Below are 26,667 nucleotides of genomic sequence, written 5' to 3'. Positions count from 1 at the left end.
CATTTTGTCTAGACAAATAGAAAATCCCTGCCTACGATGCCTCAAATAAAGCGATAAAAAATGTCGCACAAAAATAAATCAAAAGGGGTTCCGATCATGAAAAAAACGTGGGTTCTCGCCACAATCGCAGCGCTTGCTTCATCCGCTTCCGCCTATGCAGAAACATCTGTAACCATCGGCATGTCCGGCTGGACCGGCTTTGCGCCGCTGACACTTGCCAAGCAGGCGGGCATTTTCGAAAAAAATGGCCTGAAGGTCGATATCAAGAAAATTCCGCAGGCAAGCCGGCATCTGGCGCTTGCTTCCGGTGATATCCAGTGTGCCGCCACCACGGTCGAAACCTGGATCGCGTGGAATGCCAATGGTGTGAAATCCACCCAGATTTTCCAGATGGACAAGTCGCACGGTGCCGACGGCATTGCGGTGCGCAGTGACGTTTCAAAGGTCGCGGACCTCAGGGGCAAGACGGTTGCCGCTTCTGCACCGGGCACGTCCCCCTATTTCTTCCTTGCCTGGATACTCAAGGAAAACGGCCTCACCCTGAAGGACGTCAAGGTCGTCAACCTTGAGCCGGGACCGGCCGCGCAAGCATTTGTCGCCGGCCAGAACGATGCGGCCATGACCTATGAGCCCTATCTGTCCACCGTGCGCGCCGCGCCAGACAAGGGAAAAATCCTCGCCACGACGCTAGATTATCCCGCCGTCATGGATACGTTCGGCTGCACACCGGATTTCCTGAAGGACAATCCGCAGGCGGCGAAAGCCTTGGCGGACAGCTATTTCCAGGCTCTCGACCTCATCAAGTCCGACCCCGAAAAGTCCTATGAGACGATGGGAGCGGATGTGAAGCAGGCAGGAGAGGCATTCGCAGCCTCGGCAAAATTCCTGGAATGGCAGGACAAGGCCGCCAACCAGAAATTCTTCGAGGGCGAATTCAAGACATTCTCCGAAAAATCGGCTGATCTGCTTCTGGAAATCGGCGTGATAAAGGCGAAGCCCGATCTTTCGACACTCGCGGACACCTCCTTCATCAAGTAGCAGAAGCAGGCGGCTGCATTTTCCTTCGGGGATATTGCGGCCGGTCAGAAGCGTTACAGCGTCTTGTGCGTCATGGACGACGCACGGCGCTTTGATGGCGCGGCGTCAGAAGTGCCGCGCCGGTTCTCCAGACAGGCGACAGGATGCAACCTCTTCAACCCATAAAGAACAGCACGAGGATTTTTCTCGGCATTCTGTTCTTCGTGCTTTTTTTCTCCGCCTGGGGTTTTGCCACGCTGGGCGGTTTCGTATCGCCAACCTTTCTGGCCGACCCCATCACCATGCTCAAGGACGGCATCTATCTGCTGACCGATCAGGGATTTGCCGGCGATATAGGCATGACGATCTGGCGCGTGGTGGGCGGCTTCGTGCTGGCATCGCTCGTTGCCGTGCCGGTCGGCATCGCCATGGGGGCTTACAAGCCTGTCGAGGCGCTGCTTGAGCCCTTCGTATCTTTTGCGCGCTATCTTCCGGCTTCCGCCTTCGTGCCGCTGCTCATTCTATGGGCCGGCATTGGCGAGATGCAGAAATTGCTGGTGATCTTCATTGGCGCGGTTTTCCAGATCATTCTGATGGTAGCCGTGGCGGTTGCGGGGACAAGACGCGATCTGGTGGAGGCGGCCTATACGCTGGGCGCGAAGGACCGGGGCGTGGTGCGCCGCGTTCTCATTCCCGCCAATGCACCCGATATTGCTGAAATCCTCCGTCTCGTCCTCGGCTGGGCCTGGACCTACGTCATCGTTGCGGAGCTGATCGGCGCTTCCTCAGGCATTGGCTATATGATCATCAACAGCCAGGCGCTGATGGCGACCGGGCAGATCATCTTCGGCATCATCGTCATCGGTGTTATCGGACTTATTTCTGACTTCGCGTTCAAATCGCTGAACCGGAAGCTTTTCTCCTGGAGGCTTGCCTGATGAGCGAACTCGTTATCAAGGGCGTCAGCCGCACCTTTCCGGGTGTACAGGGCGGGCAGCCGACACTGGCCTTGCAGCCGACTGATCTGGATATCCCCCGCAATGATTTCGTGACCATTCTCGGCCCTTCGGGATGCGGAAAATCGACCCTGCTGCGCATTATCGCCGGTCTTGATCGCCCGACGACGGGCGAGGTCCTGCTATCCGGCAGTGCGGTTACGGGACCGGGGCGGATCGCGGCATGGTGTTCCAGTCCTACACGCTGTTTCCCTGGCTGACGATCCGCGAAAACGTCGCCTTCGGCCTGCGCGAACGCGGCGTGGCCGAGAAGGAGAAGTGGGAGATCGTCGATAGCTATATCGACAAGGTCGGCCTGCGGGGCTTCGAGAACCATTGGCCGAAACAACTGTCGGGCGGTATGCAGCAGAGAACGGCGATTGCCCGCGCCCTGGCGAACGGCCCGAAAATCCTGCTGCTCGACGAGCCTTTCGGCGCTCTCGACAACCAGACGCGCGGGCTGATGCAGGAATTGCTGCTGGGAATATGGGAGCGGGAGCAGAAGACGGTCATTTTCGTCACCCATGACATCGAGGAGGCGGTGTTCATGGCGTCGCGCGTGGTGACCATGTCCGCAAGGCCGGGGCGCATCAAGTCGATCACACCGGTCGACCTGCCGCATCCGCGCCACTACACGGTCAAGGCCAGCCCGGAATTTTCTGAGCTGCGCGCCAAGCTGACGGAGGAAATCCGCAGTGAGGCGATTGCCGCCGCTGCCCATGGATAGTTGATCCAGCGAAACGGGAGGATGGAAGCATCGGGATGAGGAGCACAGGCGCCGATCTTCAGGAAAAATCGCTGCACGAACGCATCCGCAATGATGTCGAGCGCCACATCATGTCGGGTGAGTGGCCGCCGGGGTATCGTATTCCCTTCGAACACGAGATGACCCGGCAATATGCCTGCTCGCGCATGACGGTGAACAAGGCTCTCAGCGAATTGGTGCAGCGTGGCCTGATTGAACGACGCCGCCGTCTCGGCACCTTCGTTCGCCAGCCCCATGCGCAATCGGCCGTGCTGGAAATCCACGACATCGAACGGGAAGTGCAGGCGCTCGGCCTGGTTTACAGCTACCGTCTCGACAAGCGACGCCTGCGCCCCGCGGGTGAAAAAGACGGCGCGGCCATGGCGCTTGCCGCCGGTGCCCGGGTTCTGGAACTTACCTGCACGCATTTTGCCGGCGGTGTTCCTTTTTGCCTTGAGGAACGCATCATTAATGTCACCTCTGTTCCCGATGCGGAATTTACGGATTTTTCGCAGATCGGGCCGGGAACGTGGCTGCTGAAAATGGTGCCCTGGAGTGCCGCCGAACACCGCATCAGCGCCGTTTCCGCCGACCGCAAAAATGCGGCGGCGCTGGGGATAACTTCCGGTGCGGCGTGTCTGGTCATTGACCGCCGGACCTGGCATGGAACGGACTATGTCACCCGTGTCCGCGTGACCTATCCCGGCGACCGCCACGCCCTGGTGGCGCAATTTTCGCCTTCGCAGACCAGTTAAAGGCCTTAGGCCGGTCAATTTTTTGTAAAGAAGAGTTTACGGGTCGTCTTTTGACAATATAATAGTTGTCAAAAGAACTCAGGTTTATTATCGGAACGTCAAGCTTTCACGACGGTATCCGTTAGGGCCCCGGTTTTCGTAAAACCGGTCAATCTGCGGGTGAGTTCATCGACGGAAATCCGGGATAAAAATTATGTCAGCTGTGACCTCAACTTCTTCCGCGTCCTTCACCAAGGCAAACAAAACACGGCATATCTCACTTGCCATGACGGCCGCCTTGCTGGCCGGCTTGAGTGCCGGAGCGGTTTTTGCTCAGTCGGCATCTGACACCCAGTCAGCCCCCGCAACGGAAACGGTTCAGCCCGCGCAGCAGCCGGCGGAAGCCCCGGCGACGCCGAGCGCCCCGGCGATCCAGCCGGCACCACCTTCCGCTGCCGCACCGGAACAACCGGCCGCCGCGCAGCCCGCCCCGGCCCAGTCTGCGCCTGCCGCAGGTAACCCCGCGCCGGCGGCTGAAGGTGTTGCGCCGCAGCCGACACAGATTGAACAGCCCGCGCCAACGAACACTACGGCCGCGCCGAACGAAGTCTCCACCCCGATTGAACCCGTAAGCACCGAGCCTGCTAGTGCCGAACATCGTGCGGACATTCCGCACAACCTGTCCCCCTGGGGCATGTTCATGGCGGCAGACTGGGTCGTAAAGGGTGTGATGATCGGTCTCGCCTTCGCATCGCTCGTCACTTGGACGGTCTGGGTTGCGAAATCGATCGAACTTGCCGGTGCGCGCGTGCGCGCCGGTGCGACGCTCAAGGTCATCCGCCGGGCAAAAACCCTGAACGAGGCGACCGAGGCTGTCGAGAAAAAGGGCGGACCGGTAGCCTTGATGCTGCGTATGGCAACCCACGAAATGCAGCTTTCCGATGCGGTGATCGAACACACGGACGGTGGCGGCATAAAGGAGCGTGTGTCTTCGGCCCTGTCGCGCATCGAGACCCATGCAGGTCGCCGCATGTCGCGCGGAACGGGTGTTCTGGCGACCATCGGTTCCACCGCTCCCTTCGTCGGCCTGTTTGGTACCGTCTGGGGCATCATGAACTCCTTTATCAGCATTTCGGAATCGCAGACCACCAACCTCGCCGTCGTGGCTCCCGGCATTGCCGAAGCGCTGCTTGCCACCGCCATCGGTCTCGTTGCCGCTATTCCGGCGGTGGTGATCTACAACGTCTTTGCCCGCTCCATTACCGGCTACCGCCATCTGCTGGCGGACGCAGCTGCAGGCGTGGAACGCCTCGTCAGCCGCGATCTCGATTTCCGCCGCATTCCGCCGGGCAGCACCAGCAAGCCCGCAGTGTCACTCGTCGGACGGTGATCGGTCATGGCTGGCGGTATTCGCGAAAATAGCGGAGACGATCTCTCCGAAAACCACGAGATCAACGTCACACCTTTTATCGACGTGATGCTGGTTTTGCTGATCATCTTCATGGTCGCCGCGCCATTGGCGACGGTGGATGTGAATGTCGATCTTCCCGCATCCACGGCCAAGCCGGCGGAGCGTCCGGAAGAGCCGCTTTATCTGACGGTGAAGGACGATCTGTCTCTCAATCTCGGCAATGATACGGTTTCCCGGGAGGCACTTGCAGCCTCGATCGACAGGCAGACGGGCGGCAAGAAGGATACGCGTATCTTCCTGCGCGCAGACAAGGCCGTCGACTATGGCCACTTCATGGAAATCATGAACCTGCTCAGGGACGCCGGATATCTGAAGATCGCCCTGGTGGGTCTGGAAAATGCGGCTGCGACATCGCAGCCCGCAGGTTCGGTACAGCCCTTGGCCAACCCGTAAGCCAGCCTGCAGCGCCGGGAACGGCGCCATGACTGAAAACGGCTACCCGCAGTCCCGACATTCCCGTCTGGGGAAGTGACGCTGTGGTCCGCCGCGGCGCTGCTCATGCTGGGCGTTCATGCCGGGTTTGCCTATTACCTGATGCAGGAGCCCGAGGAGCTGGATGCCGGCGGGCCGCCGCCTGCCGCGATCATGATCGAAATGGCGGCGATACCGGAAGCGGTGAACACCGAGGAAACCACGCCGGCGCAGGATGTTGAAGACGCCGAAGAGGTAAAGAGCGACAACAGCCAGCCGGTGGAGGAAGTCACCCCGGAGGAGCCGCCGCCACCTGAGCCGGTTGTGGAAACGCCGCCGCCGGAACCCGTGCAGCCGCCGGAACCTCCGGTCGAGGAGATCGTCGAACCGCAGGAAATTCCTGAACCGGTGGAGCCGATCGATCCCGTGCAGGAACAGATGATGGCGGAACTCGAAAATGTCGAGGTTCCCTTGCCCGTCATCCGGCCACCGCCGCCGCCGGTCGAAAAGAAGGTGGAAAAGAAAGAACCGGAAGACAAGAAGAAGGTCGAGCGCCAGCGCCCCAAACCGCAGCAGGCATCGGAACTGCGCGAAACGGCGAAGGCCGAGACACAGCAGTCCGATCGGACCGCGGCATCGCGCAACAATGCCGGTTTCTTCTCGTCGTCTTCCGCCTCGCCTGCAAAATGGGGATCGAAGGTTCGCTCGCATATCCAGCGGCGTAAACCCCGTTCGCTTCGCAGCGACGCGATGACAGCGACCGTCAGGTTCCGGGTTAACGATGCAGGCGCCATCAGCGGGGTCAGTGTGGTGCAGTCCACGGGTGATTCCTCGATCGACCAGCAGATCGCGGCCTGGATTCAGAGCGCATCACCGGTGCCCGCGCCGCCGCCGGACGCAAACAAGACAATCACCTTGCCGATCAGCATCCGCTAGATCGATTCCAGCAAAACCACATCACAGTTTTGCTGGAATAAGCTCCGGCCTTAAATGCCGCATTCCTGACGAGAGTGTGCATGCTTGGCCGATCTTCTCGAGAAGATATCTGTTTGGGTCTGAATTGCATTTCGCGAATGTTTTCGATGGTGTAGGTCTTGTCGACTTAACACGCAGAGGCATTCCGGAATGAAATTCTCAATCGCAGAGGCGGAGGATCTCGTATCCTCTATCTTTGAACGCAACGGCGTTCTGCCGCAAAACGCCCGCTCCGTGGCAAAAGCGCTCGTCGCATCCGAGGCGGCAGGCCAGAGCGGCCACGGTTTTCGCCGCATCCCCGTTTATGTCCGCCAGGCGCGGGTCGGAAAGGTCAATGGCAATGCCCGGCCGGTCGTGACGCGCGTCAAGCCGGGTGTTCTGTCGATCGATGCCAATCACGGCTACGCTTATCCGGCGATCGACTGCGCCCTGCAGGAACTGCCTGATATGGTTCGGCAGCAGGGCATCGCGCTCGCTGCGATCCATCGCTCCCATCATGCCGGCGTCATGGCGCTCACCGTCGAACGTCTTGCGGACATGGGTCTTGTGGCGCTGATGTTCGCCAATGCGCCGGCATCCATGGCGCCCTGGGGCGGCAGCAAACCGCTCTATGGCACCAATCCGATTGCATTCGCCACCCCGGTTGGCGGTGCCGATCCGCTGGTGATCGATCTGGCTCTGTCCAAGGTGGCGCGTGGAAAGATCATGGCAGCACGCCAGAAGGGTGAAACCATTCCGGGTGACTGGGCGCTCGATAGAAACGGCCGGCCGACGACCGATCCCGAAGAAGCCATTGAGGGAACGATGGTGCCTGCGGGCGAAGCCAAGGGCGCAGCTCTTGCGCTGATGGTGGAGATCATGGCAGCCGCAGTGACCGGCGGAAACTTCGCATTTGAAGCCTCCTCCCTTCTGGATGACAAGGGCGCTCCGCCCTCGCTGGGCCACACGATCATCGCCATAGACCCGGTGTCGTCGGGCGGCGCCGGCTTTGTCGAGCGGCTGGCGCTCATCGCCGGCGAGATAGAGAAGCAGGAGAATGTACGTTTGCCCGGCCGACGCAGCCAGGGTATCCGCCGGCAGGCGCTGGAAAGCGGCATTGTCGTCGAGAGCGATATTCTCGCCGAAATTCAGTCGCTTTGACGAATTGAAAAATAAAAACCCGGCGGATCGGATGATCCGCCGGGCAAACCGTTCATGGCTGCTTTAAACCTGCGCCGATGCAGATCGAAAATCATTTCCGACCCGCTTTTGGTCCGCCATCCTTCCATCGAAAGGGAAGGATCCTGACGCAGAAAGCCGCTCATTCGGTTTTGGCTTACGGGAAGGGGACGATTTCGCGTAAGCTTCTGGAGCAGCGTCAGCAAAAGCCTTTCTTGGTTTTGCATTCGAAGCTGCCCGGGAGAACGAATTGTTACGGGTGACGATCAGACATCCTGTTCAATCAGACCGCGCAGCAGGGCGATGCTGACGGCATTCAGCAGATTGGCGGCACCCAGCCTGTGGCGCACCCGCTCCAGCGTATCCTTCACATCGGCTTCATCCGCGCCGGTCATCAAGGCGACATGCGAGGGGTGTTTGCCCCGCGCCACCAGCCCCAGATAGTGCCGTTCACGATCCGAAAGGACGATTTCACGGGTTTGGCGATGTTCATGCGGCATTTTCGAAGACATGTTCTTTTAGCCTCAAAAGAGATCGACCTTCCCGGAGCGCGATCAGGGTCCATTATAAATTTTGATCCCTTAAACCGGCTCGCAAACCGCTGCGTTTGCTTGTGAGCAGGAACGCCAATCTCGGCCAAGAGGTTTCGTCAGGCATCAGGAATTCTGCAATAAACGGCCGCTTTCGCAGCCAGCCGGCCCCTACATGGACGTCATCCTCGGCAATGGAAGAATTGCTGCATCATCGTCTGCAGGAACCGGAATTGGTTTCTGTAGAGAACGATGCGAAAATTCAAAGCTTTGGAATGTTTGTCGTCATACCCGAAGGGACACGCGGCGCTCTATTAGGCGATATCCCGTATCAGGAGAATAACATCTCGCGCCAAGTTCTGCGTCTTTATTGTTATGTTTTGACACAGAAATGCATTGGCGCTGATATATTTTACAAATTTATTTTGTAATTGCGAAATATTGATGCCGGAAATGCGCCTTATCCGGCGGAATGATGCGCATGTTTCCTGCGAATATCGGTGGGCGTTGCCCCGAACCAGCGGGAAACGGAGCGCGAAAACGCCCCCGGTGTCGAATAGCCGAGCCTGTAACTGATGTCGGAGACGGGGAGATCGCTCTCCACCAGTAGCTTGAAGCCGGCATTCTTGCGAATGGCGTCCTTTATCTCGTTGAGATTGGTTCCAAGCTCGGCAAGCCGTCGTTGAAAACTGCGTTCCGAGAGGTTGAAATAGGGGGCGATTTCACTGAGCGAAAGTTCCGCATCCGAGAGCCGTACCTGCATGTAGCGTTTCACCTGATCGATGAAATGTGTCGCATCCGCCGATGTTTCCGGTCGCAGCATCCGGCACTGCAAATTCATCAATTCAAACAGCCGCTCATCCGCATTCGGATTGACCACATCGAGAAGCGATGCCGGCAGACGCATGGTATGGATGGGCTGGGAAAAACTGACGCGCTTGCTCATTCTTTCCTTAAATAGCTGAATATTATGCGGTTTCTGTCGCTCCAGACCTATCTCGATCTGGTTGATCCGTTCCCCGAGGATATCGCGAAGGCGCTGAATCAGAACCGCGAGCGATAGATCCACATATTGATCGCGTTTGGCGATCACCGGTGCAAAGGACCATGAAAGCGTCACCTGCGCATCATCAGCCACCATGGTGAAATTGCTGTTATTGGTCGCGTAATAAACGTGATCCTGAAGAAACCGCAGGAAAGCCCGCACCGTCGGCGCGCTGATCAGGCCATATCCGAATGCGCCGGAAGCGCCGGCTGGAAAGGTGGAAGCGCATTGCAGGCCGAAGGTATCGTCCCCGGAAATCAGCGCGCAGGTTTCGAGCAGGCGGCATAATCTGTCGAGGCTGATCCGCTCCGTCAGGCTGTCAAATGTGGCGGGATCGATGTCGAGAGCCTTGCAGATGGGGGCGATATCGATGCCCCGCGACCTCGCATAATTGCCGACGCCGGCGGCCAGACCGGCTACCACAGTTATCTCGTCGCTGAGCCTCTTGTCGGGCATCCCTCGCCTTGGCGTACCATGTTTGGAAATTGTCGCCTGATGGTAAGCCTTGCAAGACCTTTTGTCGAGCGGTCCGGCTGGGGGATTTTAGACGCGGCCGAGGCAGGCGCTCTGTTCCAGCACCTGCATGATGGTTTGGCCCGCATCCTCGATGGCGCCGCTATTATCTACCGTCGTCACGTCGAAATCTCCGGTCACCGCAAGCGAGCTACGCTCCAGCCGCCGGAGGATATCCTCCCGGCTTTCCCGCCCACGCTGCTCCAGCCGCCGTGCCAGCACCTCCGGCCGCGCAACGATATTCACGACCTTGAGACGCGAAAAGGCGGTGCCGAAATGGGGCAGGGCCGAGCGGGAACCGTTGGCGATGACCACGTCTCCCGCATCGAGATGGCGGTGGACTGCGGCAGGGATACCATATTTCAGCCCGTGCGCCTGCCAGGAGACAGCGAAAGCACCCTCGTCCTGCAGCCGGTTGAACTCGGCCATGGAGACGGCATCATGATTTTCGCCCCAGCATCACCGCTGCGGGTGATGACCCGGCGGGTGAAGTGGAAGCCCGGTCGTCCGGACAATTGCGTTGCCGCGTACTCCATAAGCGTATCCTTGCCGGCCCCGCTCGGGCCGACAATCACGATCATGGTTCCGGGTGATACGCTCTCACCCGAATTATCCCGCCCGCCATTCGTCATGCGACACGTTTGCCCTGACGCCAGACGGCACGCGCAACGGGCACGCCATCTTCGCGGTGAACCCTGACGAGGTCGGCTCGCAATCCCGCTGCGATGCGACCGCGATCAAGAAGACCCACCGTTCGTGCCGGCGTGGCGCTGACCATGCGCAGTGCTTCCGGCAGGGTGATGGCCTCCACCTGGTCGGCGAGCAGGAACGGCGCGTAAAGCAGGCTGAACGGCACGTAGTCGGAAGAAAGAACGTCCAGCACACCCAGCTCGGCAAGATCGCGGGCGGCGATATTGCCGGAGTGGGACTTGCCGCGGACGATGTTCGGCGCGCCCATCAACACGCTCATGCCGGCGCTGTGCGAGGCTTTTGCGGCTTCGACGCTGGTCGGAAACTCCGCCAGCTTCACACCATGTCCGATCGCTTCGCCCACATGCGCTTCGGTCGCGTCGTCATGGCTTGCAACGGTGATGCCACGCTCGGCGCAGCGAGCGGCAAGATAATCCCGGTGCTTGGCGGAAAACTCGGCCGACGCGGTTTGCCGCCGTCTGACGAACTCCGCGAAGGCCTCGTCGCTCAGTCCGCGCTTCTTCTGATAATAGAAGATATACTGATCCATCGACTGGAACTGACGCTGCCCCGGGGAGTGATCCATCATCGAAATCAGCCGCACGCGGGGATCGGTTTCGAAGTCTTCGAAATGCTCCAGAACATCTGATGAGGCCACTTCACAGCGCAGATGCAGCATGTGGTCTGCCCGCAGACGGTTCTGATCGGCCGCAGCTTCGATGGCATCTGCCATTTCCCGCATTTCGCCCTTCTTGAAGCCGCCATCTTCGTCGGAGCCGAGACGCAGGCAGTCGAAAACAGTGGTAATGCCTGAGGATGCGACCTGCGCGTCATGGGCCTGGATGGCCGCGATCTTGTCCCAGAGTACGCCCGGGCGCGGCGAATAATGCTGCTCCAGATGGTCGGTGTGCAGCTCTACGAGACCGGGAATGAGAAAATCGCCTTCGAGATCCTCTCCGGTCTTTGAAGCGCCTTCGCTGATATCGGCGATCTTGCCGTCACGGATCAGAACGGATCCCAGAATAATATCGTCTTCTAAAACGATGCGGGCATTGGAAAGGGCGTGCTCGGTCATGGGTCGGCATCTTTCTTTGGCTGCTGGCCAAGCGGGTGCCAGCGATGAACGGTAAAGGGTGCGCCGCGCGTTTCTTCAATGAACAATGCGAGGCCGGAAATGGTCAGAGGCTTGTCGACGAACTCGAAAAACCGCGCCGAAAGCACGTCCTGCATGGCGGGCGCGTCACTTTCGTCGATGCGGCCCGTCAGCGTCATATGAAAGCGGAAATCATCCATGACATGCGGATAACCCCAAAGCGACAGATTTTGCCGCTGGCTTTCCGTCAGGTTCTGCGGCCGGCGTCGGGCAATATCGGTCTCGGATAAAGGCGCGCGGAACCGATCGAAATGATCGACGATCTCGGCGGCAAAATCCTGCAGCGGCTGATAGGTGCGATCCGGGACGAGCGCGAAAAACGGACCAAGCGCGCCGACGACGATACGCGGAATCTCGAAGGCGGACTGGCTGGCGGCAAAGTCTTCGACGGCTGCGACAAGCTCTGCTTCGCTGTATTTTTCGGCAAGCTCGAAGGGTGCCTTCAGGGTCGCATGAAAACCGTAACGGCGAGGTTCCGCGGTCATTTCAGCATAGCCGTCGTGGTCATCATGCTGCGTGCCGGAAAATGCATTGCGCCCGAGCCAGCGCGACGCCGCTTCGGTTAGCGGATGATCTTTAGCCGGAGAAAAATAGATGGCGTAGCGCACGGCAAGCACTCTTCAGTGTCAAGGGAAACCAGGGATGAAACGCTATTTGGCGTGACTCGCCCGCTTCCCGCAAGGTCAGGAGTGCGAGGTAATGGCTTTCCGTGACAGAATGATGATGCCCGTGGAAAAAAGCGCGGTGAAATGCTGCCCTCGTCTGGAATGTGCCGAAAACGGATGCTGGCACATTGGATGTCGGCGGCAGGCTTCGCAGTAAATCCGGTTTTACGCCTGCGCCCCGAGCAGAACAGCGAACCGGGAGCGGCTTTTGGGTCAAAGCCACCCCCGGTTTTTTGACTTAATGTTGGGTTTTTCCGATCAGGCGCGAGCGCAGCGAGTTCGAGATGTGGTCGAACAGGAAGACGACGAACAGGATGAGCAGGACCATATAGGCAACCTTGTCCCAGTCGGCATTGGTGCCCATCGCCTCCAGGAGTTTTAGGCCGATACCGCCGGCGCCGACCGCACCGATGATAGTGGCGGAGCGGGTGTTGCTTTCCCAGAAATAAAGCGACTGGGAAATGAAGACCGGCAGGACCTGCGGCAACACGCCGAAACGATTGACCGCAATCGGAGACGCGCCGACCGACTTGACGCCTTCGCGCTGCTTGTCGTCCACATTCTCCAGAGCCTCGGCATAAACCTTGCCGAGCGCACCGGTATCGGTGAAAAAGATCGCGGCAATGCCGGGGATCGGCCCGGGGCCGAAGCTGCGGGTGAAGAACAGTGCCCAGATCAGCATGTCGATCGAGCGCAGGAAGTCGAACAGTCGCTTCATGCCCCAGTTGGCTGCCTTGTTGGCGGTGATATTGCGTGCAGCGATGAAGGCGAGCGGCAGGGCAACGAGCGTACCGAACAGCGTGCCCACAAAGGCCATGACCAGCGTCTGCATCAGCTTGGAGAAAATATCGGCATGCTGCCAGACGCTGTTGTCGAGGAAATCATCGGCCATATTGCCGATATTGGAGCGCTCCGGATCGAGCCTCTCCCCCCACAATGCCAGAGCGGCCAGTTCGCCGTAACCCTTGCCCCAGAATTCCGACTTGGTATCAAACAGGAAGTTGGCCCATCCGAGGAATCGCCGCTGGACATAGACCTGGCTGGTGCGGATTTCCGCCTGACCGGCGAAACCGTAATGCACGAGAACCTTGTTGCCGTCCTGCCGGATTTCTTCCGGAAGACCCTCAGGCGCACGAGCGGCGTCGCCATTGATGATGACGGGATAGTTCTTGCCGTCGACATAGACGTCCACCCGGGTCGGGGTCACATCGAGGCGATTTTCCGTACCCGCATAAATGACGCTGTAGCCGCCATCTGGCAGCGGCTGCAACCAGTCGATCTTTGCATCGGTGGGGTACTGTCCACGGCTCGACCATTGCGGATCGACCTTGCCGTCTTCAAAACGCAGACGGGGCTGCGCGCGCCAGGAATACCAGTCCTGAATATAGCTCGAAGCGCGATCCCACCGGCCCTGCATGAAGGTCGGCCCGACATTGAAGAAGAAGAAGCAGGCAGTAAGATAGACGAGGACGGCGGCAATGCCCGTCAGCAGGCCGTATCGCTGCATGAAACCGCGATTGAAAATGGCAGGATGCGCGGCCGTCAGCCTCTCGCGGTCGGCGGTGTTGAGAATGAAGCTGGACGACATCAGGCCGCTCCCCGTCCGAATTCAAAGGATTGATGGCCGATCAGCCTGCGGCGCAGCCAGCTTGAAAACTGGTCGACGGCAATGATTGTGATCAGCAGCAGGATGATGATGGCATAGGTCTTGGAGGCATGGTCGTTACCGATCGAGAGCCGGAAGACCTCGCCGATACCGCCGCCGCCGACGGCGCCGATGATGGTCGAGGCGCGCACGTTGATTTCGGCGCGCAGCAGCGCGTAGGAAACGAAATTGGGCAGAACCTGCGGCACGATGGCGAAGCGCACCCGCTCCAGCCAGTTTGCGCCGGATGCGCGAAGGCCTTCATCCGGCTTCATGTCAGCATTCTCCACCACTTCGAAGAACAGTTTGCCGAGAGCCCCGATCGTATGAATGGAAATCGCGATGATCGCCGCAATCGGCCCGATCGAGAGAATGGCCGTGAGCAAGCCGGCGACGACGATTTCGGGAAAGGCGCGCAGCACTTCCATCACCCGACGCACGATCCAGCGCACAACGCCTGAACCGACAAGATTGGTGGAGGCGAAGAAGCAGAGCACGAAGGCAAAGCTAGTGCCGATGATCGTCGAAACCAGTGCGATATTGAGGGTGATGATCAGCTGGTAGATGAAATGCGGTATGTAGAAGCTGTCGGTGACGTAAACGCGATCCGCGACATAGTTGTATTTCATCGACCCGTTGTCGTAGGGAGACGGCAGGTCGAACATCGCCCGGAAGATTTCCAGCGGACTATCCGGCACGAATGTCTTCAGGAAGTCGAAGAAATACGGCAGCCGCTCGAAGAACTTGCCCGAATTCGCCTCGTTGGCGAAATTCAGCGACGCTGCGAGAATGATCAGAAAGACCACGAGCGAGATGACGGTATAGATCCGCCGTGTCGCAAGCTGCTGTTGATAGTGACGCATGACCGTTCGGGACGATGCGCTTAATCCCTCGGGCGTGAGGGTACCAGGTTGCAGTGTGGTCGCCATGCCGCTCTTCCTTTATTGGCAAAAGCGGCGATGCCGCAAGGCACCGCCGCTTCCGGAACATGATGTCAGGATCAGCCGCCGATAACGGACTTACGGGCGTCGATGATCGTCTGGTAGAAGGACGGATCAACCTTGACGTAGCCGGTGTTCTTGCCCTGGCTGAAGCCCTGGAAGCAAGCGAGGTCCTTCTTCGGCAGTTCCATGAAGAAGGTCTCGACCTTCTGCTTCATGCTGTCGCCGATCTTGTTTGCGACCATGAGCGGACCGTTCGGGATCAGCGGGGACTTCCAGACTTCGACGATATCGTCCATGTCGAGATTGCCCTTCTTGACCATCTGGTAGAGGTTGCCGGCCGTGTAGCCTTCTTCCCACTTGCCGACGCCCGAACCGAAGGTCGTGCCAACGTCGAACTTCTTGTCGAGAACGGCGAGAACGAGGTTCTCATGACCGCCGCCGAAACCGGTTTCGGCGAAGTATTCCTTGACCGGAACGCCGGTTTCCTTCGGGATAGCAACGTTCGGGACGAGGAAGCCGGAGGTGGAGTCAGGATCGGCGAAGCCGATCTTCTTGCCCTTGGCGTCGGCCAGCGTCTTGATGCCGCTGTCCTTGCGGGCGACCATGATGGTGTAATAACCGGTCGAACCGTCAGAGCCAGCCGTGGTCAGGATCGGATCGACAGCCTTCGGATCGGCAAGAGCGATCTTGGCGTAGGAGGAAGCGCCCATGGAGGCGATGTCGATGGTGCCGCCGAGCAGGCCCTGGATAACGCCGTTATAATCCGGCGACGGGAAAACCTGAACTTCGGAAACGCCGGTCGCGGCCTTCAGGCCATCGGCAACGCACTTCGTGTTGCGGATCTGATCGGCTTCGTTTTCGGAACCGTCGAGACCGATACGCAGGACCTTGACGTCCTGAGCCATGGCGGAACCGGCCAGAACGCCAAGGGCGACTGCCGAAAGAAGGATTTTCTTCAACATGGACTTTCTCCTGTTTCCCGGCGAGCCGGAGTTTGTTGTGAAGTATCGGCCCTTGACGCGGGCACAAACGATGCTGAGCGGTTCCTCAGAGCCCGGCGAGAGCCAGCGGTTCGGGACCGGCAGATTGCTGAACCGGCCGCGAAGCAAGCTGCGCGCCGGGAATATTGATGCTGGTTGAGGTCATCGTCTCGTCGATGCCGGCGCCGTGCGAATCCGTGCCGTAGATTTCCGTGACCGCCGCCGCCGTCAGTTCGGCGGGCGTTCCGTCGAAGACGACGCGGCCCTGCGACATGCCGATGATGCGTTCGCAATAATTGCGCGCCGTATCCAGCGTGTGCAGGTTGGTCATGACGGTGATGCCTTCACGTTCGTTGATGTCGCGCAGCGCGTCCATCACGATCTTGGCGTTCAGTGGGTCGAGCGAGGCGATCGGCTCGTCGGCCAGAACCATCTTCGGCGACTGCATCAGCGCCCGGGCGATGGCGACGCGCTGCTGTTGGCCGCCGGAAAGCGTACCCGCCGCCTGCATGGCCACATGTTCGATGCCGAGCCGCTCGAGAGCGGCGATCGCCATCAGACGCTCTTCATCCGTGAAGATGTTAAAGAGGCTGAGCACCGTCGAACGGTGATTGAGGCGACCGAGCATGACATTGGTGAGCACGTCGAGGCGCGGCACCAGATTGAACTGCTGGAAGATCATGGCGCAGTCACGCTGCCAGTTGCGCAGCGCCGCACCCTTCAGCGCCGAGACTTCCGTATCGTTGAAATGGATGGAACCCGAGGAAGGGTCGACGAGGCGGTTGATCATGCGCAGCAGCGTCGATTTTCCAGCGCCCGAACGCCCGATCACGCCAACCATCTGGCCCTGCGGTATCTCGACATTCACGGAATCAACCGCAGTGTGGTTGCCGAAACGGCGCGTGACTTGCTTCAGGTGAAAGCTCATTTCCCCGTCCAATCTTCTTGTTACGGGGTTCGACCTAACAGCGGTCCGTGAAGTGTGGATGTCAGTTTCATGAATAAAATATTACAGAATTCGCCGATTGCGCGTCCGTGTATTCGCCGACAAACCTTCTGTCTGGCATTACAAGGAGTTGAAACCCCGGCCCGACAGCTTTTTTCCTTACCATTCCAGTGGCGCGGATCCCGGGATATGATGCCGGGATCCGCAATTCAGGTGGAGTTTAGCCGGCGTATTTTGTCACGAAATCTTCGGCGGCGAGGTTCCGGAAATCGTCCAATGCGATGCGTAGCGTTGCGTGATCCCAGTCCCACCATTTCAGAGCGTCCATCCGGCTTCCGAGTTCCGCCGGGAAACGTTCCCGGATCAGCCGGGCGGGTACGCCGCCGACGATGGTATAGGGCGCCACATCTTTCGAGACGACCGCACCGGCCCCGATCACCGCACCGTTTCCGACGGTGACGCCGGGCAGGATGGTCGAGCCATGGCCGATCCACACATCGTTTCCGATCACCACGCGCTTGGCGCGCCGGGCGGCGAAAAAGTCCGTTTCATCCTCCGCATCGTCCCAGTAGCTGCGGGCGCGATAGGTGAAATGATGCAGCGTTGCCCGCGACATCGGATGATTGGTGGCGTTGATACGGACGGAGGCAGCAATATTGACGAATTTGCCGATGCTCGCGCACCAGATCGCGCCATCCTGCATGACGTAGGAATAGTCGCCCATCTCGACTTCCTCGATGCGGCAGCGTTCCGAAATTTCGGTGTAGCGGCCGATCGATGAATTGGTGACGCGGGCGCTTTCATGAATGACGGGTTCGAGACCGACCTTGACGCTCATGCCGCCACCTTGCGCGGTGAAAATTGCGAGACGTCCAGAATGCGGTCGGCCACGGCTTCGCGCACTTCCTCATCATGGAAAATGCCGAGCAACGCCGTGCCCTTCGCCTTTTTCTCGAGGATCATGTCAACGACCACGCGGCGGTTGACAGCGTCCAGCGAGGCGGTCGGTTCGTCGAGGAGCAGGATAGCATGATCGGTGATGAAGCCGCGCGCGATGTTGACACGCTGCTGCTCCCCGCCCGAAAATGTTGCCGGCGGAAGCGACCACAATTCCCGTGGCAGGTTGAGTTTCGAAAGCAGCATGGCTGCCTGCTCGCGAGCCTCTTCCGCGGCAACCTTGCGGGCGAAAAGCGGCTCGGCGACGACATCGATGGCCGGAACACGCGGCACGGTGCGCAGGAACTGACTGACATAGCCAATGGTGCGGTGCCGGATTTCAAGGATCGTGCGCGGCGAGGCGTTGCCGATGTCGATGACCTGGTCCTCGTGGCGGATGAGAATCTGTCCACTGTCGATGGCATAGTTGCCATAGAGCATTTTCAGGATCGAGCTTTTGCCGATGCCGGACGGGCCGCCAAGCACGACACATTCGCCACCGGAAACGGAAAAACTGACATCGCGGACAACAGGCAGTTCGATGCCGTCGCGAAGATGCATGGTGAAGCTTTTGAAGACTTCCGAAACGATAAGAGGCGTCGGCATGGCGTCAAACCTGCAAGATGGAGGAAACAAGCAATTGCGTATAGGGCTCGCGCGGATCGTCCAGCACGCGGTCCGTCAGACCGTGTTCGATGACGTCGCCGCCCTTCATCACCATCATGCGATGGGAAAGCAGCCGTGCTACCGCGAGATCATGGGTAACGACGATGACGGCAAGGCCGAGATCGTTGACGAGGCCGCGCACGAGATCGAGCAGACGTGCCTGCACGGAGACATCAAGGCCGCCGGTCGGTTCGTCCATGAAGACAAGGCGCGGTGAGGTTACCAGGTTACGGGCGATCTGCAGACGCTGGCGCATGCCGCCTGAAAAGGCGCGCGGCTGGTCATCGATACGGTCGGTGCCGATTTCCACCCGCTCCAGCCATTCGCTGGCGGATTGCCGGATGTTGCCGTAATGCCGGTTACCAACGGCCATAAGCCGCTCGCCGACATTGGCGCCGGCCGAAACCGCCATGCGCAGGCCATCCGCCGGGTTCTGGTGCACGAAACCCCAGTCGGTCCGCATCAGGAAACGCCGTTCGGCCTCGCCCATATGATAGAGATCGCGCACCGAGCCGTCGCGCATGCGATATTCCACGCTGCCGGCCGTCGGCACGAGCCGGGTGGAAATGCAGTTGAGAAGCGTGGTCTTGCCGGAGCCGGATTCACCGACGATCGCCAGAACCTCGCCGGGAAAGAGCTCGAAGGAGACGTTGCGGCAACCGGCGCGGTCACCGTAATATTTGGAAACGTCCCTGACTTTCAAAAGCGGTGCGTCGCTCATTCTGCGGCCTCCTTCACATCCGCAAGCAGATGGCCCTTGTGGCCATGGGCGCGGCGGTCCTCGCAATGGTCGGTATCGGAGCAGACGAACATCCGCCCGCCCTTGTCGTCCAGTACCACCTCGTCCAGATAGACATTCTCGCCGCCACACAGCGCGCAGGGCTTGTCAAAGCGCTGGATCTCGAACGGATGGTCTTCGAAATCGAGGCTGACGACATCCGTATAGGGCGGCACGGCATAGATGCGCTTTTCACGCCCGGCCCCGAACAATTGCAGGGCGTCCGACAGGTGCATTTTCGGGTTGTCGAATTTCGGTGTCGGAGAGGGGTCCATCACGTAACGACCGGCAACCTTCACCGGATAGGCATAGGTGGTGGAAATCCGGCCGTTGCGGGCGATGTCCTCATATAGCTTGACGTGCATCAGGCCATATTCCTCCAGCGCGTGCATGACACGGGTCTCGGTCTCGCGCGGCTCAAGGAAACGCAAAGGCTCCGGGATCGGAACCTGATAGACGAGAACCTGCCCCGAATGCAGCTCCTCTTCGGGAATGCGGTGCCGCGTCTGGATGATGGTGGCATCCTTGGTGCGGGTGGTCACGGCCACATTCGCCACCTTCTGGAAGAAGGCGCGGATGGATACGGCGTTGGTGGTGTCGTCGGCACCCTGGTCGATAACCTTCAGCACATCGTCGGGACCGAGGATGGATGCCGTCACCTGCACGCCGCCGGTGCCCCAGCCATAGGGCATGGGCATTTCGCGGGACGCGAAGGGAACCTGATAACCGGGAATGGCGATGGCCTTCAGGATCGCCCGGCGGATCATCCGCTTGGTCTGTTCGTCCAGATAGGCGAAGTTGTAGGCAGCCAGCCCGTCGTCGAATGAAACTTCTTTAAGCATTGCGCGTTAACCTTGCGAAAAAAGGAGTACAAGCTCATGGAGATTGGAATTCTTGCAGCCGTGTTCTTTGCTGTATTCGCAGCATCGACCGTCTTTTGCGCCTATTGGTTTGGCGAGCACAGTCGCTGAGCTATTCGGCCGCATCGCCCATCCATTCCGCGCCGTTGGAATTGATCGCGTCGAAATCGGTGCGCATTTTTCTGACCAGACCGAGTTCGGCCTGAAAATCCACGTAGTGCGGTAATTTCAGATGTTCGACGAAGCCAGTCGCCTGCACGTTGTCGGCGTGTGAGATAACGAATTCCTCGTCCTGAGCAGGGGCAACCACATCCTCGCCGAACTCGCCCGCACGCAGTGCGCGGTCCACGAGAGACATGGCCATTGCCTTGCGCTCGCTCTGGCCGAATACCAGACCATAGCCGCGGGTGAATTGCGGTGGTGCCTTGGCCGAGCCCTTGAACTGGTTGACCATCTGGCATTCGGTCACCTGAATATCGCCAAGCGAGACAGCAAAACCAAGTTCGGGAACGTCGAGTTCGACTTCCACCTCGCCGATGCGGATTTCGCCGACAAAGGGATGCGTGCGGCCGTAACCGCGCTGCGTCGAATAGGCGAGCGCCAGAAGGAAGCCCTCGTCACCGCGCGCCAGCGATTGCAGGCGCAGATCACGCGGCATCGGAAATTCCATCGGTTCCCGTGTCAGATCGCCGGCAATATGATCGTCCGGCATGTCGCCGTCGCTTTCGATGAGCCCCTCTTCGGCCAGAATGTCGGAGACGCGCATGACATATTCCGGCTCTCCTTCACGTCGGACAGCGGTCTCGACAGTCTCGTCTTCAAGAAGCGAGGGATCGAGCAGGCGGTGGGTGTAATCGAAGGTTGGCCCCAGCAATTGTCCGCCCGGCAAGTCCTTGTAGGTTGCGGAAACGCGGCGCTGCACCGTCATCTTTGCGGTATCCACCGGCAGCGAATAACCGAAACGGGGCAGGGTCGTGCGGTAGGCACGCAGCAGGAATATGGCTTCGATCATGTCGCCGCGGGACTGTTTGACGGCAAGGGCCGCAAGCGACTTATCGTAAAGCGAAGCCTCCGCCATCACCCGGTCGACGGCAAGCGAAAGCTGCGAGACGATCTGCGCCACCGTCATGGCGGGCAGGTCGCGGTCTCCGCGCCGCTTATCGGCCAGAAGCCGGTGGGCGTTGGCAATGGCGGTTTCCCCGCCTTTCACGGCAACATACATCTTACGCCTCCATCTGTTGAATGCGGGTGGTGCGTGGCAGGCACACGAATTTGTCACCGGCCGTCAGAATGACGTCGACGCCGCGCGGGAAAATGGCGTTGTTCTCTGCCCATAACATCGGGAATATATCTGGCAGGCCTGAGGGGCTGATGATGTTGACGTGACGGATGCCGGGACCGGAAAGCAGCAACTCGCGCCCGCCGTCGAGATCCGGCAATTCGATGATAAGTGTCGTCGAACGGTCGGGATATTCCTGGCTTCCCTGCGCGAAAAGACCGAAGGTCGCAATTGCACTTCCCGCCTCGATGACGGCGAAATGCGCCTCGCCCTTCTCCTCTGTGGTAACCGCTCCGGTATGAAATCCGATCCAGCCCGGCACCGTCGTTTTCCGCAGCGCGCTGCTCAGCCAGACGGGCGTGTCGTGGTCGCAGAGCGCGAGAAGAACGGCGCCGGTTGCCGCGCAAAGCGGCAGGGGCGGGGCAACCGCCGTTTCGATGGCCTGCGGTGTGCCTGGCCGGGCCATGCCATCCATGAGTTTCTTGAAAACCCGTTGTGAATCGAAAACGGCGTCGGAAAAGCCGCCCGTCAATGCTTCAGCCTTGACACCCATCAATCTTCTCCTCGCACCATGGTGAAGAAATCGACCCTCGTTGCGGCGGTTTCTTTCGTTTTCCGGTCCGTCTCCTCGGTCAGCCTTTTTTCAACGGGTGAAAGAAGCTCGGTTTCGATGAAGCCGCGCGTCGGGCTTTCCTGCCAGAGCGCGTCGAAAACCGCAGCATACCAGGCCTTCTTGCGGCCGGTGCCGAGCACATGCGCATGGCCGACTGTTCCGGAGGCAAGCTTGACGGTTGCCCTTGTCACGGTCGTTTCCCCGAGATTGAAGGGCGCACCGCCGCCGCCGATACGGCCCTTGACCATGACGAGGCCGGTTTCAGGCCCCCGCACGTTTTCCGTCTGCGGGCTGGCATCCTGCCGGTTCCAGACCGCCTCAAGTTCCTGAACGGTGGCGCGGGCAAGAAGTGCTGCCACCCGTTTCCTTTCCGTATGTAAATTCGCAGCTTCGTTATTCATCGCTTGACCTCTAATGTCTATTGATATAGACAACTATACAATATAAAGCTACAATTAACGTCGATGAATGACAAGCGTGTGACATGAGCCCTTCGGCAGCAATGAAAAGAAAGAACGGCGTGGCGCTCTGGCGGCAGATCGCCGACCGGATCAGAGGCGAGATCGCAGCGGGCGATCACGACGAAACCGGCATGTTGCCGCCGGAAATGGCGCTGGCCGAAAAATTCGGCGTCAACCGTCACACCGTCAGAAGCGCTATAGCCGCCCTTGCAAGCGAAGGCATTCTTGAGCCGATGCAGGGGCGCGGCACAATGATTGCCCGCAAGGAACGCCTGAGCTTTCCGATTTCACGGCGCACGCGGTTCACGGCGGGCATCGGCGATCAGGTGAAGGAAATGGAGGCGCTGCTTCTTTCCCATATGACCGAGCCGGCAAATGCGGATCTCGCAGCGCGGCTCAAAGTGCAGCCCGGTGCGCCGCTCGTGCGTCTGGAAACCCTGCGCAAGGCCGACAACCGGCCGGTTTCCCGTTCCACCACATGGTTCCCGGCGGATCGTTTCGATGGGATCGGCGAGGCCTACCAAAAAAGCGGGTCGATCACCGCTGCCTTCGAAATGCTGGGCGTGGCGGATTATGTACGCATCTCCACCGTCATTTCCGCAAGCCATGCGGATACGCAGGATCTGTCCGATCTCGAATTGTCGCCCGGCGCAATCCTGCTCGTCACCCAGGCGCTGAACGCTGATATGGATGGCATCCCGGTGCAATACGCCATCAGCCGGTTCTCGGCCGATACGGTTGAGTTCACGGTGGAGAATTAACGCGCAAGCGTAGCCGGAAACTTTATTCCGTCTGCGAAAGTCCGAGCACATCCAGCATCGAATAGAAGCCCGGCTTCTTGTCGAGCGCCCAGACAGCCGCCGCGATCGCGCCGCGTGCGAAGATGGAGCGGTCGCCGGCATAGTGGGAAAGCTCGACGCGCTCGCCCTCTCCGGCGAAGATCACCGAATGTTCACCGATCACCGAACCGCCGCGCAGCGTGGCAAAACCGATTGTGCCCACTTCGCGCGCCCCCGTATGCCCGTCACGCACGCGAACGGAGGAGGTGGCGAGATCGACCTTGCGACCCGCTGCTGCCGCTTCGCCAAGCAAAAGCGCTGTTCCTGACGGCGCATCCACCTTGTGTTTGTGGTGCATTTCAAGGATTTCGATATCCCAGTTCTGCGCATCGAGAGCCTGGGCGGCCTGCTGCGTCAGGACGCTGAGCAGATTGACGCCGAGGCTCATATTGCCCGACTTGACGATGCGGGCATGGCGCGACGCCGCCTTGAATTTTTCCTCGTCGCCCAGTGAGCAACCCGTGGTGCCGATGACATGCACGATGCGGGCCTGCGCGGCCAACCCCGCGAAAGTGACGCTGGTTGCGGGGGAGGTGAAGTCGATCACCCCTTCCGCATGCAGGAAGGCCTGCAACGGATCGCTGGTGATTTCGACGCCAATCGGCCCGAGCCCTGCGATCTCGCCGGCATCGCGGCCGACGAAGGCTGAGCCTTCACGCGCGACGGCGGCATGCAGCGTGACACCCGGCGTCTGGTGAATGAGGCGGATCAGCGCCTGTCCCATGCGCCCGGCCGCGCCGACCACCACCAGTTTCATACCGCTGCTGCTCATGCTTTCACTCACTTTTTTATATCGGGCGGATCGAAACCCGCAGGTATCGGACGACTAACCTTTGCAGCGGCGACGTTAAAGCCCGCCTGCCTGCTGCGCAAGCATCACATGGAACATGTCGATCGCAGGAGAACGATCACGCCCTCCAGCGCCGTCCGTCAAGCGAGAGACCGAAATCGGAAGGCGTTCTCGAATAAGTTGCGAGCCCGGAAAGGGCCGCCTGCGGATGGGTGACGACGAAGGTGGGAATGGTCCGCATCAGGGCGCTGTGCGGCGCCTTGTCCTCGAACGCGGCCCGGAATTCCGGGGCCTTCAGCGCCGGAATGATCTTCTGCGAAATGCCGCCGGCCAGATAGACGCCGCCCTTGGCCATGAAGATCAGGGCAAGATCACCGGCCAGACGGCCGAGATAGGTGCTGAAAAGCGAAAGCGTTTCTTTCGCCTGTGCATTTTGGCCGGAAAGCCCCTGCGAGGTGATATCGGCAGGATCGGAAAAGATCGGCTCTATACCATCGGCAGCACAGATGGCCCGATAAAGATTGACCAGTCCGCGCCCGCACAGGATCTGCTCGCCGGCGACGCGGCCCTCGATGGTTTCGATATGCGGAAAGACCGCATAGTCGCGCGCGCTTCTGGGGCCGATATCGACATGGCCACCTTCACCCGGAACGGGGAACCACATATGGCGGGCGTAAACCAGGCCGGCGACGCCAAGGCCGGTGCCTGGCCCGAGAACCACGCGCGATGCCAGCATGTCTTTTTTGCCGGCGCCTATAGGCTCGCGATTATCGTCGTCAAGCGCGGCGATTGCCAAGGCCTGCGCCTCGAAGTCGTTGATGACGATGACATCCTTCAGGCCGAGTTTCGCCAGCATATCCTTCGGTTTGACGACCCAATGGCAGTTGGTCAGCGGAATTTCGTCGCCTTCGATGGGGCCGGCGATCGCAAGGATGGTCGAGACCGGCTGAAGCGAGGTCTTGTCCAGAACCGCCTGCTGGATGGCGTCGTCAATTGTCGGATATTCCGCTGTTTTCACGGTGGTGAGGTGCACCGGTTCCGCAAAGGAATCGATCAGAATGGAAAAGCGGGCATTGGTGCCGCCGATGTCGCCAAGAAGGATCGGAAAGGAAAGATATTCGGTATCGGACGTCTTCGGCATTACCTGTTCCATGTTGGCGCGTCATTCGGCGAGGTTGAAGTCGATCAGGTTTTCTGCGGTGGCGCGATTGAGCGCCATGGGAATATCGTAAACCGTGGCAAGCCGGGTCAGGGCCTTCACATCCACATCATGCGGCATTGCCGTCAGCGGGTCGGTGAAGAAGATCAGCATATCCACTTCGCCGGTCGCAATCATCGCGCCGATCTGCTGGTCACCGCCAAGCGGGCCGCTCTTGAGGCGAATGACATCAAGCCCCGGACAGGCTTCCTGAACACGTCCGCCGGTCGTGCCGGTGGCGACGATCTTGAATCCGGATAGCGCCTTTTGATGGTGACGCGCGAAATCCGCCATATCGTCTTTTTTCTCGTCGTGAGCGATGAGCGCGATACAGCGTTGTCCTGCCATGTCCCCAGCCTGTCCCGGTAAAGAATTAAATCGATTTGAAGCCTTCTATAACAGCTTGCCGCCATTTGAAAAGGGAAGCTGTTGAATGCCGCATTTCTGTATCAGTTCAATGTCGGACGCTGGGTCGGAAGCGGAATATCCGAAGGCGGCTGTAGGGTCGGAGCGTTCTGAATGACCTGTTCGACGCTTTGCTGGCGCACGGCCTGAACCGGCGCGGGAGAATAGGCCTGCGCAGCAATACCCTCGGGGTTGGCGGAAGGGGCGGCAGCCACGGCGGCGCAGGCGGATGGCAGGTCGGAAACCATGACGGGGCGGGGTTTCACCGGTTTGGCATTGGGGTCCTTTTTCGGCGGCGCCCATGGTTCTTTCGTAAACCACCAGGCGAGCGACTTGTCGCAGCCATCGCCCTTGCCCACGGCCGCCTGCGGTTTGCAGTTCGGCGCGCCGGGCGGGCATTCGAGGCGAATGTGGAAATGTTCGTCATGCCCATAGATCGGCCTGATCTTGCCCATGAAGGTGCGGTCGCCGGTCCATGTCTGGCAAAGCTTCTGCTTGATGGCTGGGTTGACGAAGACGCGTTCCACCTGCGGATAGCTCGCCGCCATCATCACCAGCCGGGCATTGAGCGGCGACCATTTGCGATCATCGACCGTCAAAAATTTGCTCTTGTCCAGCATGGAGATGAACGGCACCGTTTCGCGTTGCTCCACGCTCAGCCGGGGGTTAGGCATCGGCCGCCACCAGACATCCACATCGAGACCGATCTGGTGGGAGGCATGGCCGGTCAGCATCGGCCCGCCGCGCGGCTGGGAAATATCGCCGAGCAGCAATCCCGGCCAGCCGATTTTCTGGGCGTCCTGCGAAAATTGTTCGAGGAAGGAAATCAGCTGCGGCTGGCCCCAGCGCCGGTTGCGCGAAAGCCGCATTGCCTGCCAGCCGGGACCATCGGTCGGCATGGCGATCGCGCCGGACTGGCAGCCCTTGGCATAGGAGCCGATCGGCTGCGAGGTTGCGGCGGAAGGCAGAGCCATGTGGCCAAACACTTCTTTCGCGGGCCTGTCTTCGGCCGAGGCGGTTTCCGCCTGCAATTGCACCGCAGAAACGACTGAAATCGCCAGCATGGCCGCCTTGAAAACTCTGGATGATCCCGCCGTCATATCGTCGTGCCCGTCCGATCAGATGATTCTCTTCCCCTTAAGATAAACTGGAACGGGATTTTGTTGAAACCATGTTTCACCTACTGACGCCAAAGCATGCGGATAAGGACGCCGATAAAGAGCTT

At 59.6% G+C, this 26,667-nt stretch carries 26 protein-coding genes and 4 pseudogenes; 9 read left to right on the top strand and 21 right to left on the bottom strand.

Annotated elements, in window-relative coordinates; translation table 11 throughout:
- The first annotated feature begins 96 nt into the window (after positions 1-96).
- The 8 genes and pseudogenes from G3A56_RS10720 (at position 97) to G3A56_RS10685 (ending at position 7,488) form a co-directional block, all read left to right on the top strand.
- Complete coding sequence (locus tag G3A56_RS10720) at positions 97-1,038, top strand: ABC transporter substrate-binding protein (RefSeq protein WP_082183431.1); 942 nt, start codon at positions 97-99, stop codon at positions 1,036-1,038.
- A 143-nt stretch (positions 1,039-1,181) separates the two neighbouring features.
- Complete coding sequence (locus tag G3A56_RS10715) at positions 1,182-1,955, top strand: ABC transporter permease (RefSeq protein ID WP_082183433.1); 774 nt, start codon at positions 1,182-1,184, stop codon at positions 1,953-1,955.
- Positions 1,955-2,739, top strand: a pseudogene (locus G3A56_RS10710) (ABC transporter ATP-binding protein). The gene G3A56_RS10715 and the pseudogene G3A56_RS10710 overlap by 1 nt, the downstream one beginning before the upstream one ends.
- A 35-nt stretch (positions 2,740-2,774) precedes the next feature.
- Complete coding sequence (gene hutC / locus G3A56_RS10705) at positions 2,775-3,512, top strand: histidine utilization transcriptional repressor HutC (protein ID WP_003493148.1); 738 nt, start codon at positions 2,775-2,777, stop codon at positions 3,510-3,512.
- Between the two features lie 193 nt (positions 3,513-3,705).
- Positions 3,706-4,881, top strand: a complete 1,176-nt coding sequence (exbB, locus tag G3A56_RS10700; RefSeq protein ID WP_164056371.1) for a tonB-system energizer ExbB — start codon at positions 3,706-3,708, stop codon at positions 4,879-4,881.
- A 6-nt stretch (positions 4,882-4,887) separates the two neighbouring features.
- A pseudogene (gene exbD / locus G3A56_RS10695) lies at positions 4,888-5,387 on the top strand (TonB system transport protein ExbD).
- Positions 5,384-6,309, top strand: a pseudogene (locus G3A56_RS10690) (TonB family protein). The pseudogenes exbD and G3A56_RS10690 overlap by 4 nt, the downstream one beginning before the upstream one ends.
- A gap of 189 nt (positions 6,310-6,498) precedes the next feature.
- Positions 6,499-7,488 carry an Ldh family oxidoreductase gene (locus G3A56_RS10685; RefSeq protein WP_082183437.1) on the top strand — a complete coding sequence of 330 codons (990 nt, stop codon included), beginning with the start codon at positions 6,499-6,501 and terminating at the stop codon, positions 7,486-7,488.
- On the opposite strand, the gene G3A56_RS10680 is transcribed toward G3A56_RS10685, so the two are convergent.
- From G3A56_RS10680 to phnG, 17 genes and pseudogenes are all read right to left on the bottom strand, one after another.
- Positions 7,476-7,733 carry a hypothetical protein gene (locus G3A56_RS10680; RefSeq protein WP_137067566.1) on the bottom strand — a complete coding sequence of 86 codons (258 nt, stop codon included), beginning with the start codon at positions 7,731-7,733 and terminating at the stop codon, positions 7,476-7,478. The genes G3A56_RS10685 and G3A56_RS10680 overlap by 13 nt on opposite strands.
- A 39-nt stretch (positions 7,734-7,772) precedes the next feature.
- Entirely contained in the window at positions 7,773-8,018 is a 246-nt protein-coding gene (locus G3A56_RS10675; protein WP_003493166.1) for a helix-turn-helix domain-containing protein, read from the bottom strand.
- A gap of 478 nt (positions 8,019-8,496) precedes the next feature.
- Positions 8,497-9,537 carry an AraC family transcriptional regulator gene (locus G3A56_RS10670; protein WP_082183440.1) on the bottom strand — a complete coding sequence of 347 codons (1,041 nt, stop codon included), beginning with the start codon at positions 9,535-9,537 and terminating at the stop codon, positions 8,497-8,499.
- Between the two features lie 87 nt (positions 9,538-9,624).
- Positions 9,625-10,226 (bottom strand): annotated as a pseudogene (phnN, locus tag G3A56_RS10665) (phosphonate metabolism protein/1,5-bisphosphokinase (PRPP-forming) PhnN).
- Positions 10,223-11,359 carry an alpha-D-ribose 1-methylphosphonate 5-triphosphate diphosphatase gene (locus G3A56_RS10660; protein WP_082183443.1) on the bottom strand — a complete coding sequence of 379 codons (1,137 nt, stop codon included), beginning with the start codon at positions 11,357-11,359 and terminating at the stop codon, positions 10,223-10,225. The pseudogene phnN and the gene G3A56_RS10660 overlap by 4 nt, the downstream one beginning before the upstream one ends.
- Positions 11,356-12,045: a DUF1045 domain-containing protein gene (locus G3A56_RS10655; RefSeq protein WP_343044285.1), complete on the bottom strand. Its 690-nt coding sequence runs from the start codon at positions 12,043-12,045 to the stop codon at positions 11,356-11,358. Before G3A56_RS10655 ends, G3A56_RS10660 begins: the two co-directional genes overlap by 4 nt.
- A gap of 295 nt (positions 12,046-12,340) precedes the next feature.
- Positions 12,341-13,690, bottom strand: coding sequence for a phosphonate ABC transporter, permease protein PhnE (gene phnE / locus G3A56_RS10650; RefSeq protein WP_082183444.1), 1,350 nt, complete (start codon positions 13,688-13,690; stop codon positions 12,341-12,343).
- Complete coding sequence (gene phnE / locus G3A56_RS10645) at positions 13,690-14,676, bottom strand: phosphonate ABC transporter, permease protein PhnE (protein WP_035241417.1); 987 nt, start codon at positions 14,674-14,676, stop codon at positions 13,690-13,692. Before phnE (G3A56_RS10645) ends, phnE (G3A56_RS10650) begins: the two co-directional genes overlap by 1 nt.
- A 71-nt stretch (positions 14,677-14,747) precedes the next feature.
- Positions 14,748-15,653: a phosphonate ABC transporter substrate-binding protein gene (gene phnD / locus G3A56_RS10640; protein WP_003493182.1), complete on the bottom strand. Its 906-nt coding sequence runs from the start codon at positions 15,651-15,653 to the stop codon at positions 14,748-14,750.
- A gap of 85 nt (positions 15,654-15,738) precedes the next feature.
- Complete coding sequence (gene phnC / locus G3A56_RS10635; protein WP_003493184.1) at positions 15,739-16,599, bottom strand: phosphonate ABC transporter ATP-binding protein; 861 nt, start codon at positions 16,597-16,599, stop codon at positions 15,739-15,741.
- 238 nt (positions 16,600-16,837) lie between these two features.
- Positions 16,838-17,455, bottom strand: coding sequence for a transferase hexapeptide repeat family protein (locus tag G3A56_RS10630; RefSeq protein ID WP_082183445.1), 618 nt, complete (start codon positions 17,453-17,455; stop codon positions 16,838-16,840).
- The gene (gene phnL, locus G3A56_RS10625) at positions 17,452-18,159 is read right to left on the bottom strand and encodes a phosphonate C-P lyase system protein PhnL (protein WP_003493187.1); all 708 of its coding nucleotides are present in this window, start codon (positions 18,157-18,159) and stop codon (positions 17,452-17,454) included. The genes G3A56_RS10630 and phnL overlap by 4 nt, the downstream gene beginning before the upstream one ends.
- A gap of 4 nt (positions 18,160-18,163) precedes the next feature.
- Positions 18,164-18,940 carry a phosphonate C-P lyase system protein PhnK gene (phnK, locus tag G3A56_RS10620; protein WP_003493188.1) on the bottom strand — a complete coding sequence of 259 codons (777 nt, stop codon included), beginning with the start codon at positions 18,938-18,940 and terminating at the stop codon, positions 18,164-18,166.
- Positions 18,937-19,839 (bottom strand): alpha-D-ribose 1-methylphosphonate 5-phosphate C-P-lyase PhnJ, encoded by a 903-nt coding sequence (locus G3A56_RS10615; RefSeq protein ID WP_003493189.1) that lies wholly within the window; start codon positions 19,837-19,839, stop codon positions 18,937-18,939. Before G3A56_RS10615 ends, phnK begins: the two co-directional genes overlap by 4 nt.
- Positions 19,840-19,969: 130 nt before the next feature.
- Positions 19,970-21,079 (bottom strand): carbon-phosphorus lyase complex subunit, encoded by a 1,110-nt coding sequence (locus G3A56_RS10610; RefSeq protein ID WP_082183447.1) that lies wholly within the window; start codon positions 21,077-21,079, stop codon positions 19,970-19,972.
- Between the two features lies 1 nt (position 21,080).
- Entirely contained in the window at positions 21,081-21,689 is a 609-nt protein-coding gene (gene phnH, locus G3A56_RS10605) for a phosphonate C-P lyase system protein PhnH (RefSeq protein ID WP_164056367.1), read from the bottom strand.
- Positions 21,689-22,150: a phosphonate C-P lyase system protein PhnG gene (gene phnG / locus G3A56_RS10600; protein WP_035241421.1), complete on the bottom strand. Its 462-nt coding sequence runs from the start codon at positions 22,148-22,150 to the stop codon at positions 21,689-21,691. Before phnG ends, phnH begins: the two co-directional genes overlap by 1 nt.
- 83 nt (positions 22,151-22,233) lie before the next feature.
- Between phnG and phnF the strand changes: the two genes are divergently transcribed.
- Positions 22,234-22,971, top strand: a complete 738-nt coding sequence (gene phnF / locus G3A56_RS10595) for a phosphonate metabolism transcriptional regulator PhnF (RefSeq protein ID WP_003493193.1) — start codon at positions 22,234-22,236, stop codon at positions 22,969-22,971.
- Positions 22,972-22,993: 22 nt separating this feature from the next.
- Here the strand turns inward: phnF and dapB are convergent, their stop codons facing one another.
- The 4 genes from dapB to mepA form a co-directional block, all read right to left on the bottom strand.
- Positions 22,994-23,821, bottom strand: coding sequence for a 4-hydroxy-tetrahydrodipicolinate reductase (gene dapB, locus G3A56_RS10590; protein ID WP_082183450.1), 828 nt, complete (start codon positions 23,819-23,821; stop codon positions 22,994-22,996).
- Between the two features lie 136 nt (positions 23,822-23,957).
- Positions 23,958-24,980, bottom strand: a complete 1,023-nt coding sequence (locus G3A56_RS10585; RefSeq protein ID WP_035241427.1) for a glucokinase — start codon at positions 24,978-24,980, stop codon at positions 23,958-23,960.
- A gap of 21 nt (positions 24,981-25,001) precedes the next feature.
- Complete coding sequence (locus tag G3A56_RS10580) at positions 25,002-25,385, bottom strand: methylglyoxal synthase (RefSeq protein ID WP_003493198.1); 384 nt, start codon at positions 25,383-25,385, stop codon at positions 25,002-25,004.
- A 101-nt stretch (positions 25,386-25,486) separates the two neighbouring features.
- Positions 25,487-26,542, bottom strand: coding sequence for a penicillin-insensitive murein endopeptidase (gene mepA, locus G3A56_RS10575; RefSeq protein WP_082183451.1), 1,056 nt, complete (start codon positions 26,540-26,542; stop codon positions 25,487-25,489).
- Between the last annotated feature and the right edge of the window lie 125 nt (positions 26,543-26,667).

It is taken from the genome of Rhizobium oryzihabitans, from assembly GCF_010669145.1.
Lineage (GTDB): Bacteria > Pseudomonadota > Alphaproteobacteria > Rhizobiales > Rhizobiaceae > Agrobacterium > Agrobacterium oryzihabitans.
Note: the sequence above shows the minus strand (reverse complement) of the source record. Positions and strands in the feature narration are given on the sequence as shown.

Bases quoted from the DNA above. Each gene is read 5' to 3' on its own strand.
- G3A56_RS10720 (WP_082183431.1), top strand. From the start codon at position 97: ATGAAAAAAACGTGGGTTCTCGCCACAATCGCAGCGCTTGCTTCATCC.
- G3A56_RS10715 (WP_082183433.1), top strand. From the start codon at position 1,182: ATGCAACCTCTTCAACCCATAAAGAACAGCACGAGGATTTTTCTCGGC.
- hutC (WP_003493148.1), top strand. From the start codon at position 2,775: ATGAGGAGCACAGGCGCCGATCTTCAGGAAAAATCGCTGCACGAACGC.
- exbB (WP_164056371.1), top strand. From the start codon at position 3,706: ATGTCAGCTGTGACCTCAACTTCTTCCGCGTCCTTCACCAAGGCAAAC.
- G3A56_RS10685 (WP_082183437.1), top strand. From the start codon at position 6,499: ATGAAATTCTCAATCGCAGAGGCGGAGGATCTCGTATCCTCTATCTTT.
- G3A56_RS10680 (WP_137067566.1), bottom strand. From the start codon at position 7,733: ATGCAAAACCAAGAAAGGCTTTTGCTGACGCTGCTCCAGAAGCTTACG.
- G3A56_RS10675 (WP_003493166.1), bottom strand. From the start codon at position 8,018: ATGTCTTCGAAAATGCCGCATGAACATCGCCAAACCCGTGAAATCGTC.
- G3A56_RS10670 (WP_082183440.1), bottom strand. From the start codon at position 9,537: ATGCCCGACAAGAGGCTCAGCGACGAGATAACTGTGGTAGCCGGTCTG.
- G3A56_RS10660 (WP_082183443.1), bottom strand. From the start codon at position 11,359: ATGACCGAGCACGCCCTTTCCAATGCCCGCATCGTTTTAGAAGACGAT.
- phnE (WP_082183444.1), bottom strand. From the start codon at position 13,690: ATGTCGTCCAGCTTCATTCTCAACACCGCCGACCGCGAGAGGCTGACG.
- phnE (WP_035241417.1), bottom strand. From the start codon at position 14,676: ATGGCGACCACACTGCAACCTGGTACCCTCACGCCCGAGGGATTAAGC.
- phnD (WP_003493182.1), bottom strand. From the start codon at position 15,653: ATGTTGAAGAAAATCCTTCTTTCGGCAGTCGCCCTTGGCGTTCTGGCC.
- phnC (WP_003493184.1), bottom strand. From the start codon at position 16,599: ATGAGCTTTCACCTGAAGCAAGTCACGCGCCGTTTCGGCAACCACACT.
- G3A56_RS10630 (WP_082183445.1), bottom strand. From the start codon at position 17,455: ATGAGCGTCAAGGTCGGTCTCGAACCCGTCATTCATGAAAGCGCCCGC.
- phnL (WP_003493187.1), bottom strand. From the start codon at position 18,159: ATGCCGACGCCTCTTATCGTTTCGGAAGTCTTCAAAAGCTTCACCATG.
- phnK (WP_003493188.1), bottom strand. From the start codon at position 18,940: ATGAGCGACGCACCGCTTTTGAAAGTCAGGGACGTTTCCAAATATTAC.
- G3A56_RS10615 (WP_003493189.1), bottom strand. From the start codon at position 19,839: ATGCTTAAAGAAGTTTCATTCGACGACGGGCTGGCTGCCTACAACTTC.
- G3A56_RS10610 (WP_082183447.1), bottom strand. From the start codon at position 21,079: ATGTATGTTGCCGTGAAAGGCGGGGAAACCGCCATTGCCAACGCCCAC.
- phnH (WP_164056367.1), bottom strand. From the start codon at position 21,689: ATGGGTGTCAAGGCTGAAGCATTGACGGGCGGCTTTTCCGACGCCGTT.
- phnG (WP_035241421.1), bottom strand. From the start codon at position 22,150: ATGAATAACGAAGCTGCGAATTTACATACGGAAAGGAAACGGGTGGCA.
- phnF (WP_003493193.1), top strand. From the start codon at position 22,234: ATGAGCCCTTCGGCAGCAATGAAAAGAAAGAACGGCGTGGCGCTCTGG.
- dapB (WP_082183450.1), bottom strand. From the start codon at position 23,821: ATGAGCAGCAGCGGTATGAAACTGGTGGTGGTCGGCGCGGCCGGGCGC.
- G3A56_RS10585 (WP_035241427.1), bottom strand. From the start codon at position 24,980: ATGCCGAAGACGTCCGATACCGAATATCTTTCCTTTCCGATCCTTCTT.
- G3A56_RS10580 (WP_003493198.1), bottom strand. From the start codon at position 25,385: ATGGCAGGACAACGCTGTATCGCGCTCATCGCTCACGACGAGAAAAAA.
- mepA (WP_082183451.1), bottom strand. From the start codon at position 26,542: ATGACGGCGGGATCATCCAGAGTTTTCAAGGCGGCCATGCTGGCGATT.